Annotated in this window: 15 protein-coding genes; 7 read left to right on the top strand and 8 right to left on the bottom strand. The window is 62.7% G+C overall.

The features are described from left to right. The first annotated feature begins 79 nt into the window (after nucleotides 1–79). Nucleotides 80–2,155, top strand: a complete 2,076-nt coding sequence (locus AC3B5Q_RS25090; protein ID WP_392520713.1) for a DUF4034 domain-containing protein — start codon at nucleotides 80–82, stop codon at nucleotides 2,153–2,155. Here the strand turns inward: AC3B5Q_RS25090 and AC3B5Q_RS25085 are convergent. Both AC3B5Q_RS25085 and AC3B5Q_RS25080 read right to left on the bottom strand, forming a co-directional pair. Further along, a complete protein-coding gene (locus AC3B5Q_RS25085) occupies nucleotides 2,109–2,462 on the bottom strand; it encodes a gamma-glutamylcyclotransferase family protein (protein ID WP_021783507.1) in 354 nt (117 codons plus the stop codon). The two genes, AC3B5Q_RS25090 and AC3B5Q_RS25085, sit on opposite strands and share 47 nt — an antisense overlap. Beyond that, entirely contained in the window at nucleotides 2,463–2,729 is a 267-nt protein-coding gene (locus AC3B5Q_RS25080) for an accessory factor UbiK family protein (protein ID WP_103443659.1), read from the bottom strand. A gap of 533 nt (nucleotides 2,730–3,262) precedes the next feature. Here AC3B5Q_RS25080 and glnK point away from each other — a divergent pair. From glnK to sutA, 3 genes are all read left to right on the top strand, one after another. Then, nucleotides 3,263–3,601, top strand: coding sequence for a P-II family nitrogen regulator (gene glnK, locus AC3B5Q_RS25075; protein ID WP_002555808.1), 339 nt, complete (start codon nucleotides 3,263–3,265; stop codon nucleotides 3,599–3,601). Nucleotides 3,602–3,647: 46 nt separating this feature from the next. Beyond that, the gene (locus tag AC3B5Q_RS25070; RefSeq protein WP_330508659.1) at nucleotides 3,648–4,979 is read left to right on the top strand and encodes an ammonium transporter; all 1,332 of its coding nucleotides are present in this window, start codon (nucleotides 3,648–3,650) and stop codon (nucleotides 4,977–4,979) included. A gap of 429 nt (nucleotides 4,980–5,408) precedes the next feature. Beyond that, nucleotides 5,409–5,738, top strand: a complete 330-nt coding sequence (gene sutA, locus AC3B5Q_RS25065; RefSeq protein ID WP_021783509.1) for a dormancy-specific transcriptional regulator SutA — start codon at nucleotides 5,409–5,411, stop codon at nucleotides 5,736–5,738. Nucleotides 5,739–5,918: 180 nt separating this feature from the next. Here the strand turns inward: sutA and AC3B5Q_RS25060 are convergent, their stop codons facing one another. Genes AC3B5Q_RS25060 through lptM form a run of 6 tightly spaced genes read right to left on the bottom strand, consistent with a single transcriptional unit; the run spans nucleotide 5,919 to nucleotide 10,538 of the window. Continuing rightward, nucleotides 5,919–6,614 (bottom strand): HAD family hydrolase, encoded by a 696-nt coding sequence (locus AC3B5Q_RS25060; RefSeq protein ID WP_021783510.1) that lies wholly within the window; start codon nucleotides 6,612–6,614, stop codon nucleotides 5,919–5,921. Then, nucleotides 6,611–7,510, bottom strand: coding sequence for a tyrosine recombinase XerC (gene xerC / locus AC3B5Q_RS25055; RefSeq protein WP_021783511.1), 900 nt, complete (start codon nucleotides 7,508–7,510; stop codon nucleotides 6,611–6,613). Before xerC ends, AC3B5Q_RS25060 begins: the two co-directional genes overlap by 4 nt. Then, nucleotides 7,510–8,220 carry a DUF484 family protein gene (locus tag AC3B5Q_RS25050; RefSeq protein ID WP_021783512.1) on the bottom strand — a complete coding sequence of 237 codons (711 nt, stop codon included), beginning with the start codon at nucleotides 8,218–8,220 and terminating at the stop codon, nucleotides 7,510–7,512. Before AC3B5Q_RS25050 ends, xerC begins: the two co-directional genes overlap by 1 nt. A 13-nt stretch (nucleotides 8,221–8,233) precedes the next feature. Then, nucleotides 8,234–9,064, bottom strand: coding sequence for a diaminopimelate epimerase (gene dapF / locus AC3B5Q_RS25045; RefSeq protein WP_021783513.1), 831 nt, complete (start codon nucleotides 9,062–9,064; stop codon nucleotides 8,234–8,236). A gap of 4 nt (nucleotides 9,065–9,068) precedes the next feature. Continuing rightward, the gene (lysA, locus tag AC3B5Q_RS25040) at nucleotides 9,069–10,316 is read right to left on the bottom strand and encodes a diaminopimelate decarboxylase (protein ID WP_010955746.1); all 1,248 of its coding nucleotides are present in this window, start codon (nucleotides 10,314–10,316) and stop codon (nucleotides 9,069–9,071) included. Nucleotides 10,317–10,325: 9 nt separating this feature from the next. Next, nucleotides 10,326–10,538: an LPS translocon maturation chaperone LptM gene (gene lptM, locus AC3B5Q_RS25035; protein WP_021783515.1), complete on the bottom strand. Its 213-nt coding sequence runs from the start codon at nucleotides 10,536–10,538 to the stop codon at nucleotides 10,326–10,328. 239 nt (nucleotides 10,539–10,777) lie between these two features. Between lptM and cyaY the strand changes: the two genes are divergently transcribed. The 3 genes from cyaY to rnk all read left to right on the top strand — a co-directional run bounded on the left by cyaY (nucleotide 10,778) and on the right by rnk (nucleotide 11,893). Continuing rightward, nucleotides 10,778–11,110, top strand: coding sequence for an iron donor protein CyaY (gene cyaY, locus AC3B5Q_RS25030; protein WP_004575827.1), 333 nt, complete (start codon nucleotides 10,778–10,780; stop codon nucleotides 11,108–11,110). A gap of 1 nt (nucleotide 11,111) precedes the next feature. Beyond that, a complete protein-coding gene (locus tag AC3B5Q_RS25025) occupies nucleotides 11,112–11,336 on the top strand; it encodes a DUF1289 domain-containing protein (protein ID WP_392520714.1) in 225 nt (74 codons plus the stop codon). Between the two features lie 146 nt (nucleotides 11,337–11,482). Beyond that, nucleotides 11,483–11,893, top strand: a complete 411-nt coding sequence (rnk, locus tag AC3B5Q_RS25020; RefSeq protein ID WP_016712630.1) for a nucleoside diphosphate kinase regulator — start codon at nucleotides 11,483–11,485, stop codon at nucleotides 11,891–11,893. The last annotated feature ends 12 nt before the right edge of the window (nucleotides 11,894–11,905 follow it).

Raw genomic sequence — 11,905 nt, 5'->3', positions numbered from 1 at the left:
GACTTAGTGTTGTTGGGCAACCGCAGTTGCCATGGGATGGCACTGCTTCTTCTTTCAAATGGATTTGAGGTATTGCTCCGTGCAAACGCTCACCCGCACGCACAAGGTAATTCGCGAACTGGTGCAGGCCAGTGCATTCATTGAGCTCAACCGCTTTTTCGACAGGCTCGAGGCTCAGTGGCGCCAAGCCCCGCCCGGCGAGTTCCCGGCCTACCTGGCGGCCATTGAAGGGCACATGCTGCTCGATCAGGAAAACAAGAGTGACAGGGCGCTGAGCCAAGTGCTCAGAGCCTGGATTGACGCCTGCCCCAGGGCTTACCACCCACAAGTGGTAATGGGCATGCACTGCTTCCACCGCGCCTGCCAGGTGCAGGTTGATGGCCCACGCAACGCTGCACGCTTGCTGGCTGTTGCGCAAATTTGTGAATCCGCCACCGCGCACCTGTTGCGTGCAATGGACCGTGCTGCGCGCCCCGTGGCAGCGGCCATTGGCATGCTGCGCATCAGTGCGCAGTTCCATGAGCCAGGTTGGTTGCTCCAACTGTTTCAGGGGGAGCCTGCACGCTTCAGGCCCAGTGCACATGCCGATGTAGAGGTGCAGGAAGCTGCAGCGCCGTTGCTGGTGAGGCATGGGTTGTTGGCCTTGGCCGAGCTGCCACAGGCGCTGCCGCTCTACCTGGGCAAGCGGGTCGATCATGAACACGAAGATCCTCGCCATTACTGGCTGCGCCATGCGCTGATTGCCCGCCCCGGTTGCTTCGAAGCGATCCAGGCCCTTGCTGTGTACCTGCTGCCCCACTGGGGCGGCAGCCTCGATGCGTTCGAGCTGTTGATCAGTGGCCCCTTATGCGCAACCTGGGACGAGCGCTTGCGTAGTGCGCTGCGCTGGATGGCCGTCGAAGGCCGCCTGATGCTGCCACACGCTGCCCCGTTGCAGACCGTCACCGACTGGCAGCAGGTGGTCGAAGACTGGTCAGAGCGCCCGTTAAGGCCCAGAGAGCGTACCGTTGTTCTGGCATGGCGGGGGGCGCTGCGCAGCAGGGTATCGGGAGACCATGCTGGCGCTATGCGCGACTTTGCCGCGAGCTTGGCGTGCAATGCCGATCTCGGCGCCATCCGCGCCATGGGCGTGCCTTTTCGCTGTTTGGTCGAGCTGATACTGCGTGATGGTATGGCAGATGAGAAGCAACTGTTACAGGGCGCCATTGAGCGCCTGTGTGACGGCCGTTCACATGCTGCTGCCTGTGCATTGCGCGCGGCCGGGCACCGTTTCGGGCTGTGGGCGCTGCCACGCTCGGCCGAGCAGGCAAGGCTATGGTTGCAACGGGCGGTGAATCGCCAGTGCGCGGGTCAGGCACCGGGGTTCGAAGTGCTTGAAGTGGCACGGTTGCTGTGGGCAGCCAACCGCCATGAAGTGGCCTGCTACCTGTATGAACGCTGCGCCGAACTGAACCTGCCGGGTGCTGCCTTAGCCTTGTATGAACTGCACCGTGGCGGCCTGGCCAACACCCCGGCGCATTACCTGGATGACGAGGCAGCCGGGTATTGGCTGCAGCGTGCGGTGGAGGCGGGCAGCAGGCAGGCCAAGTACAACCTCGCCTGCCTGCGCATGGATGGCGATGAGGATTTGAACGAGCGCAGTGCCATGCTGGCGGTCAGGCGACTGCTTGTCGACGCGCTGGGCAACCCGCAGATCAACGCGCGTGCGCGTTTGCATCTGGGGATTCTGTTACGCCGGTTTGGTGAAGTGCAGGAGCGGACCGAGGCGGTTGCTTACCTGCTGAGCCTGGTCGAGCACCCGGACCCGTGGCTTGCCGGGCGTGCCTGCGCCGAACTGGGGCTGGCCTGGATGCAGGGGCGTGGCACCCGCAAGCAAAGCCGCTTTGCCGCCATCGAATGGGTCAACCGAGCGGTCAGCTTGCAGCCACGGGATACGGCCATTGGTGATATCCAGGCCGAGGTCCTCAATTCGCACAACCGGGTGAAGACGCTGTTTACTCAGTGCGGGGCGGCGTTGTTCCGCGGCACACTGCATGCAAGTGAGCTACCACCGAAACAGGCCTTCCCCCACACCGGGTCGTTGCGGGTTCAGCCTGCATCGAACCGTCTCAGGCACGTACATAGACCCAGGCTGTCAGGCCCGATGCAAGGGTGACGGCAACGCGCTTGTAGTCGGCAACTTCATAGCGGTCCGCCGCTGCCAGTTCGTCTTCGCTGATCTGGAAGACCATGCCGGCCACGCTGTCGTTGGCCTGGCCGCTGGGGGAAACGATGGGATGATGGGACTTGCCGCTGGTCGCCAGTACGCCAGGGTCGGTGATCTCGACCCAGTCCAGGCGGTAGCCCGGCATACGGTCGGCCTGGCCGTTCAGCTCACGGCCAAAGTTGGCCAGTTGCACGGCTTTATCCTGCAAGGTTCCGTAGGAAAACAACAGTACCGGGTATGCGCTTGAGGGCTGCATTCACTCATCCTGTGAGGTTGGGTTCAGCCGGGCTTCCAGTTCGGCTACCTGTTTTTCCAATACCTCGAGGCGTGCGCGGGTACGCGCCAGTACGACCATCTGGCTGTCGAATTCGTCACGGCTGACCAGGTCCAGCTTGCTGAAGGCGCCTTGCATCAACACTTTGAACTGGCTTTCCAGTTCCGCACGGGGCTGGGCGGCATCGCTGCTGAACAGGCGCGAGGCCTGGTCGCTCAGGGCATCGAGAAGGGCTTTGGGCGCGAGCATGGGGCTGTCCACTGAAACGGAGAAATGGCCGCCAGTGTAGCACGCACAAACCTGGCGCCTGAGTGCACATTGGCCTTCGTAGGAGCGGGTTTACCCGCGAAGAAGACACCGCGGTGGATGGCACGGGCTTCGCCCGTGTTCGCGGGCAAGCCCGCTCCCACAGGAATCGCGCCAACTTTTAGAAATTGAGCAAGACAGTTGCTCCCAAAGAATGATCTGCGGTTTCTAATCCGTTGCACATTTTTCGCGCAACTTGCCCCGTTGCTGCGCACCGAAATTGTGCATGTTTCCCATGCTGGCGACTGGCCAATCCCGACCAAATCACATAACGCTCTGTTTTTCGGCGCTTTGTCGGAACTGGCAAGGTTTCTGCAATGACCTGTACGAGCCATGCACTGAAGCAGTTCCTTGTGACCAGGCAGTGCGCACGCGGAGCCGGATGCCGACGACGCGTTACAAAGCCAACCGCTGCGCTTAGACTTGAGACGGGTTTGTTTTCCTGGGGCAAGTCCACCAAATCGGGAGAGAGTTTCATGAAGCTAGTCACAGCCATCATCAAGCCGTTCAAGCTGGACGACGTGCGCGAGTCGCTGTCGGAAATCGGCGTGCAGGGCATCACCGTCACTGAAGTCAAAGGCTTCGGTCGGCAGAAGGGCCACACCGAGCTGTATCGCGGTGCTGAATATGTGGTCGATTTCCTGCCCAAGGTGAAGATCGATGTCGCCATCGATGACAAGGACCTTGATCGGGTAATCGAAGCCATCACCAAGGCAGCCAACACCGGCAAGATCGGTGACGGCAAGATTTTCGTGGTGAATCTGGAGCAGGCAATCCGCATCCGTACCGGCGAAACCGATACCGACGCGATTTAAGCAGCAACAAAGCCTCACCAAACCCAACGCCCCAGGAGAAAACAACATGACTCTGCGTAAGATCGCAGGGCTAGGAGCCCTATTGTCCCTCGTAATGCCCGGGCTTGCCCTGGCAGAGGAAGCTGCCCCAGCGCTGAACTCCGGCGACACCGCCTGGATGCTGACCGCAACGGCGCTGGTGCTGTTCATGACCATTCCGGGCCTGGCCCTGTTCTATGGCGGCATGGTGCGTTCCAAGAACGTGCTGTCGGTGATGATGCAATGCTTTGCAATTACCGGCCTGATGAGCATTCTCTGGGTCGTCTACGGCTACAGCATGGCCTTCGATACCGGCGGTATGGAAAAGGGCGTGCTCAACTTCAACTCCTTCGTTGGCGGCTTCTCCAAGGCCTTCCTCAGCGGCGTCACGCCTGACAGCCTGACCTCGGCCACCGCGCTGTTCCCTGAAGCGGTGTTCATCACCTTCCAGATGACGTTCGCCATCATCACCCCGGCATTGATCGTCGGCGCCTTTGCCGAGCGCATGAAGTTCTCGGCGATGCTGGTATTCATGGGTATCTGGTTCACCCTGGTGTATGCGCCGATCGCCCACATGGTATGGAGCGGTGACGGTGCCCTGATGTGGGACTGGGGCGTACTGGACTTCGCTGGCGGCACCGTGGTGCACATCAACGCCGGTATCGCAGGCTTGGTCTGCTGCCTGGTACTGGGCAAGCGCAAAGGCTACCCGACCACCCCGATGGCCCCGCACAACCTCGGCTATACCCTGATGGGCGCGGCGATGCTGTGGATCGGCTGGTTCGGCTTCAACGCAGGCTCTGCTGCTGCCGCCAACGGCACAGCCGGCATGGCCATGCTGGTCACCCAGATCGCTACCGCCGCCGCCGCACTGGGCTGGATGTTCGCCGAGTGGATCGGTCACGGTAAGCCAAGTGCGCTGGGCATCGCTTCGGGCGTGGTGGCTGGCCTGGTCGCCATCACCCCGGCTGCGGGCACTGTCGGGCCGATTGGCGCGCTGGTGATCGGCCTGGTTTCGGGTGTGATCTGCTACTTCTGCGCTACCACCCTCAAGCGCAAACTCGGCTATGACGATTCGCTGGATGCCTTCGGCGTGCACGGTGTTGGCGGCATCATCGGTGCCATCCTCACGGGTGTGTTTGCAGCCCCGGCACTGGGTGGCTTCGGTACCGTCACCGACATCGGCATGCAAGTCTGGATCCAGGCCAAGGGTGTGATTTTCACTGTGGTCTACACCGCCATCGTCACCTACGTGATCCTCAAGGTGCTGGATGTGGTGATGGGCCTGCGGGTCAACGAAGAAGAAGAGTCGGTCGGCCTCGACCTGGCTCAGCACAACGAACGCGGCTACAACCTGTAACTGCGACGCGGTAAAAACTTGCCCGGCTTGCCGGGCATTTTTTTGCCAGTTTTTCAGCATTTCCCGCACGGCAAACGGTTTATTCGACACGTTCGTGACGTAGGTAAAAAACTTACAAGTCACAGGGCGTTTATGGTGCTTTGCTTTTTCCACGGGCGCGCTAGAATGCGCGCCGAAGGGTGTTTGACGAGTAGTCCACACACTTCGCCAGCCTTTGCTAGGCTTGCCAATAGCGTGTGGCCAGCAGGGGCTAATGGATTTGTCAGGTCCTGCCAGGAGCAGGGCCTGCTGGGTACCGCCTCCCATCAGGAGTGCCGACCCAAGGGCAGTGGCCTAACCCACGGCCAGTTGAATTTTCACTGGTGGCTGCCGGTCTACGGCTGCACTGGTCTATAACCAACCTGCTTTTCGCAAGTCATGAGGTAGAACATGAGCGACGACGATCTGGAAAATGATGACCTCGAAGTAGGCGACGAAGACGAGGGTGATGAGGGCCTCGAGGCGGCGGCTGATGACGGCGTGGAAGACGCTGGCGATGACGACAGCAGCCCGGCACCCGTTGCCAAGGGCAAATCCAAGGCAGCAGTCTCGGTAGACGAGATGCCGAGCATGGAAGCCAAGCAGAAAGAGCGTGATGCACTGGCCAAGGCGATGGAAGAATTCCTTTCTCGCGGTGGCAAGGTGCAGGAAGTCGAGGCCAACGTGGTCGCCGACCCGCCCAAGAAGCCAGACAACAAGTACGGCAGCCGCCCTATCTGAGTGGCTGATCGCAAAAAAGCCCGCCGTCGCTGCGGGCTTTTTTATGCCTGTGGGTTTTGTGTTGCCTGTGCCGGCCTCTTCGCGGGCATGCCCGCTCCCACAGGTTCACCACAGGGTTCAGGACCTGCGCGGTCCCTGTGGGAGCGGGCGTGCCCGCGAAGAGGCCGCAAAGCGGCCCCGTCAGCGCCAGCGCGCGAGCACGTCAGGCAGCTGCGACAGGCGCTGGATCTCGGCATCCGGCGCCTGTTCGCCAGCCCAGGCCTTGCCCTGCGGGTTGAACCACACCGCGCGCAAACCGGCGCGCTGGGCACCGGCAATGTCATCGCCAGGGTGATCGCCGATGTGCACCGCCGCACCCGCGTCCACCTCACCACGGCGTAGCGCTTCGAGGAACGGCGCCGGGTCTGGCTTGCCAATGCCCAGGTCCTCGGCGCACAGGGCAAAGCGGAAGTAATCGGCCAGCCCCAGCCGGCTGACGTCGGCATTGCCGTTGGTGACCACGCCCAGGATGTATTGATGGCGCAAGATCTCAAGCACCGGTTGCACCTCTGGGAAGATCTCCACCTGGTGGCGGGCATGCAGGAACACTTCGAAGCCTTCGTTGGCCAACGCCTGCGCGTGCTGCTCGCTGTAGCCGACCTCTTCCAGGGCATGGAACAGCACACGCCTGCGCAGGGCGCTGATGCGGTGCTTGAGGCCGGGCTCTGCTTGCACCAGGCGCTCGCGGATGGCGAACAGGTGTTCCACCGGCACGCTGCCGAGGGTTGGTGCGTTGGCCTCGAGCCAGTCGCGCAGCACGACTTCCGCGGTGGCAATCACCGGTGCGGTGTCCCACAGGGTGTCGTCGAGGTCGAAGGTGATCAGCTTGATGCTCATGAGTCTGTGCCTTTGCTGCGTTTGGCCCGAGGGTGGGCGCTGTCGTACACCGCGGCCAGGTGCTGGAAGTCCAGGTGGGTGTAGATTTGCGTCGTGCTGATGTCGGCATGGCCGAGCATCTCTTGCACCGCGCGCAGGTCCTGAGACGATTCCAGCACATGGCTGGCGAAAGAATGGCGAAGCATGTGCGGGTGCAGGTGTTGGCCCAGCTCACGCTCACCGGCGGCCTTTACTCGCAGCCGAACGGCCCGGGGGCTGATGCGATTGCCCTGGCGGGTAATGAACACTGCACGGTCGCGCGGGTTGCCGATGCCGCGCAAACGGTACCAGGCCTGCAACGCCTCGCGAGCCTTGCGACCCACCGGCAGCACGCGGGCCTTTCCACCCTTGCCCAGTACCTGCACCAGGCCGGCGGCGAGGTCGAGGTGATCAAGATCGAGGTTGGTCAGCTCGGATAGGCGCAGGCCCGAGGAATAGAACAGCTCGAGGATCGCCTGGTCACGCCGGGCGATGAAGTCGTCGTCCACACCCCCATCGAGCAACTGCAGTGCGCGGTCGGTATCCAGTACTTTGGGCAGCCGACGCTCACCTTTGGGCGCGCTCAGGCCGGTGGCCGGGTCGTGCTGGCACAGGCCTTCGCGGTTGAGATAGCGGTATAGGCCGCGTACTGCCGACAATAGGCGTGCCAGGCTGCGCGGGGACTGGCCATGGTGGTGCAAGCGAGCGACCAGCTGGCGCAGCTGCTGGATTTGCAGCGCCTGCCAGTCGGCAATGCCGTGCTCTTCGCAGTAGGCGATGACTTTTTCCAGGTCGCGACGGTAGCCCTGCGAGGTGTGCTCCGACACCTGGCGCTCGTTGCGCAGGTGTGCGCAATAAGCCTCCAGCTGGCGTTTCATCAGCGTACCGGGCGCAGGGTCTGGGTAACGCGTGGCACAACGCGGCCGAGCACCTCGGCGATATAGCCGAGGAAAAGGGTGCCGACGCTGCTCTTGTAGTGTTGCGGGTCGCGGCTGCCGATGGCCAGCACCCCGTGCAGCCCTTGGTACTCAAGAGCTGCCACGGCGCTGGAGCCCACTTCCTGGCGCTGCTCTTCACCGAACAGGAAAGCCAGCTCGTGCTCGCGCAGGTTGCCACTGACGGTCTTGCCACCGCCCAGCAGGGCACCGATGGCTTGCTGCGCCTCGGCATTGCTGACCCAGCGCCCGACCGGCGCGACGTTATCGCCGAACAGGATCAGGCTGACGAAGGGCACCTGGAATTCCTGGCGCAGGCTGTCTTCGACCGCCATTACCACTTCTTCCAGGCTGCCGGCATCGAGCAGGTCAAGGATCAGCCGGCGGGTCTTGTCGAACAGCCGGTCGTTGTCGCGGGCCACGTCCATCAGTTGCGACAGGCGATGGCGCATTTCGATGTTGCGGTCACGTAGCAGCTTGAGCTGGCGCTCCACCAGCGACACGCTGTCACCTCGCTGGTGCGGGATGTGCTGTTCGATCAGCAGCTCGTCGTGCTCGGCGAAGAAGGTAGGGTGGGCGCGCAGGTAGGCGACCACCGCTTCGGCATCGAGCTCGGCGGACTGCTTGGGTACAATCTTAGGCTGATCGGTCATGGCGGTTACTCGTTTAGAGACGAACCTGTCCTTCGTAGACGCGTACGGCCGGGCCGGTCATCATCACGGGCTTGCCGGGGCCGGCCCATTCGATGTGCAGGCGGCCACCGGGCAGGTCGAGGGACACCGGGGAGTCCATCCAGCCCTGGCTGATCGCCGCCACGGCCGCGGCGCAGGCGCCGGTGCCGCAAGCCTGGGTTTCGCCGGCGCCGCGTTCCCACACGCGCAGGTTGGCGCGGTGGCGGTCGATGACTTGAATGAAGCCGGCATTCACCCGCTGAGGGAAACGTGGGTGGTTTTCGATCTTCGGGCCCAGCTCGTGCACGGGGGCAGTCTGCACGTCGTCGACACGCAGCACGGCGTGCGGGTTACCCATGGATACGGCGGCTATCGAGTACAACTGGCCGTCAACTTCCAGCGGGTAGCTTGGCGCTTGTGCGTCGGCGACAAAGGGAATTTCGGCAGGGATGAAGCGCGGCGGGCCCATGTCGACACTCACCTGGCCGTCGTTCTGCACGTCCAGCACGATGATGCCGCTCTTGGTTTCCACGCGGATGCGCTTTTTCGCGGTCAGGCGCTTGTCCAGCACGAAGCGGGCAAAGCAGCGAGCACCGTTGCCGCATTGCTCGACCTCGGAGCCGTCGGCGTTGAAGATGCGGTAGCGGAAGTCCACTTCCGGGTTGTTCGGCGCCTCGACGATCAGCAACTGGTCGAAGCCGACACCGGTATGGCGGTCACCCCATTGCTTGGCGTGCTTGGGCTGGATGTGCGCGTGCTGGCTGACCAGGTCCAGGACCATGAAGTCGTTGCCCAGCCCATGCATCTTGGTAAAACGCAGCAGCATGGGCTTACTCCGGTAGCAGGCTTTCGCCAGCATACAGTTCGGCGACGGTCTCGCGGCGGCGTACTTCGAACGCCTGGTCGCCGTCGACCAGGATTTCAGCGCAACGGCCGCGGGTGTTGTAGTTGGAACTCATGACAAAACCATAGGCGCCCGCGGACTCTACGGCCAGCAGGTCACCTTCGGCCAGGTTGAGTACGCGGTCCTTGCCGAGGAAGTCGCCAGTCTCGCAGATAGGGCCGACCAGGTCGTAGGCACGGCCTTCGCCTGCACGTGGCTTGACCGCACTGACACCCATCCAGGCCTGGTAAAGGGCCGGGCGGATCAGGTCGTTCATCGCTGCATCGATGATGGCGAAGTCCTTGTGTTCGGTGTGCTTGAGGTATTCCACGCGGGTCAGCAGCACGCCAGCGTTGGCGACGATGTAGCGGCCTGGCTCGAACACCAGGGCCAGGTCGCGTTCACCCACGCGCTCGCGGATGGCCTTGATGTAGTCGGCCACCCGTGGCGGCTGTTCGTCGCGGTAGCGCACGCCGACACCGCCACCCAGGTCCAGGTGGCGCAGGTGTATGCCGCACTCGGCCAGGCGGTCGACCAGCACCAGCAGGCGGTCGAGGGCGTCGAGGAATGGCTCGACGGTGGTCAGCTGCGAGCCGATGTGGCAGTCGACACCGACCACTTCCAGGTTCGGTAGCTGAGCGGCGCGCACGTAGATGGCCTCGGCATCGGCAATGGCGATGCCGAACTTGTTTTCTTTAAGGCCGGTGGAGATGTACGGGTGAGTACCGGCATCGACGTCCGGGTTGACCCGCAGCGACACCGGGGCAACCTTGCCCATTTCGGCGGCGACTACTTGCAGGCGCTCCAGCTCGTCAGTGGATTCGACGTTGAAGCAGTGCACGCCAACTTCCAGGGCGCGGCGCATGTCTTCACGGGTTTTGCCAACGCCGGAGAACACCACGCGGTCGGCACGCCCGCCAGCGGCCAGCACACGCTCCAGTTCACCACCGGAGACGATGTCGAAGCCTGCGCCCAGGCGCGCCAGCACGTTCAGCACGCCAAGGTTGGAGTTGGCCTTGACCGCGAAGCACACCAGGTGCTCGGTGCCTTGCAGGGCGTCTGCGTAGCTACGGTACTGGGCCTCGATGTGGGCGCGCGAGTACACGTAGGTGGGGGTGCCGTAACGTTCAGCAATGGCCGACAGGGCCACGCCTTCCGCGAACAGCTCACCGTCGCGGTAGTTGAAAGCGTTCATCTGGTTTCCTTACTGCGCTGGCGACTGCTCGGGCTCGGACTGCAGCTCGGGCTGCTGTTCTTGTTCCGGGGCCGGCTTGGCTTTTGGCTGGTGCTGGTGCGACTTGTGCGCTTTGCCGTTATCGCCATCTTCAGGCAGATACAGCGGGCCTTTCTGGCCACAGGCCGAAACGAGGCAGGCAACAGCGACCAGCGCCGCGAAGGAGGAAATCAGGCGCTTCATGGGTGAAATCCTTAGAAAAATGCAGTATTGCGCCCGAGTATACCGAGCGACCGGCGGCTTGCCTATGCAAGGACCGGTCCGCCGGGCGGGCTATGCTTAGCCTCTGCGCAGCCCCCTGTAGGAGCGGGCTTGCCCGCGAAGAGGCCGGTGAAGGCAACGGCTAAACCTTTGCATTCGGCGGCGAGCGCCCGTATCTTGCCCGGCTTGCCTGTAACGCAGCCAATTTCGAGGTTCCTGCAATGAGTTTGAGTGAAGCGCGTTTCCATGACCTGGTCGACGCGACCCAACAGGCCCTGGAAGATCTGTTCGACGAGAGCGGTCTGGACCTGGACATGGAGAACTCCGCTGGTGTCCTGACCGTCAAGTTCGAGGGCGGCGCCCAGCTGATCTTCAGCCGTCAGGAGCCACTGCGCCAGTTGTGGCTTGCCGACCGCTCCGGTGGTTTCCACTTCGATTACGACGAAGACAGCGGCAAGTGGGTGTGCGAAAAGAGCGAAGAGTTACTGGGTGAAATGCTTGAGCGTATCGTCTGGGAGCGGGCCGGCGAGAAGCTGGACTTCGACGAAATCTGACATGAGTAACGCCCAGGTCCGGCCGCCCAAGCCGCTTTACAGCAACGTCAGCCCGGCAGTGCCGTCACCGTGCATCAGCGTATGCCGGCTGGACGAACAGCGGGTGTGCACCGGTTGCCATCGGCATGTCGAGCACATCCGCGAATGGCGCTCGGCCGATGACGAACGGCGCCGGGAGATCTGCCGCGAGGCCCAGGTCTTGCGCGAGCAGGCTAAGGCACACTGAACGCAGGGGCTTGAGTATTTGCCCGGCTGTGGTAGTGTCGGGTTCTGCGTCGGTGACGCCAAAGCCTTCTCAAACCCCGCCCTTGGGCGGGGTTTTGCTTTATTTGCGCATTGAAAACTGCCTGTTCAAAGGAGTCTGACTGGATCATGAGCACCAAGCCTTCCCTAATCCTCACCCGATTGGACGTACAACGTCTGGAGCGTCTGATCGACAGCCTCGACGAGAGTACGCCGGGTGTGCTCGCCCTGCAGGACGAGCTGGACCGCGCCGAGCAGGTGGTTGGTCACGAGGAAGTGCCGGCGGGCGTGGTGACCATGAACTCGCGGGTGCACTGCCGTGAGGAAGCCAGCGGCAAGGACTACCACCTGACACTGGTGTATCCCAAGGATGCCGGGCCGGAAGGCAAGGTCTCGATCCTGGCGCCGATTGGCTGCGCCTTGCTGGGGCTGTCGGTAGGCGAACAGATCGACTGGCCGGCACCGGGGGGCAAGACCCTCAAGCTGAAGTTGCTGGAAGTGGAGTACCAGCCGGAAGCGGCGGGTGATTTCGACCTGTAAGGGCCAGAGGGC

Source organism: Pseudomonas sp. D5(2026) (genome assembly GCF_057766845.1).
This window is presented reverse-complemented; position numbering and strand designations above follow the sequence as displayed.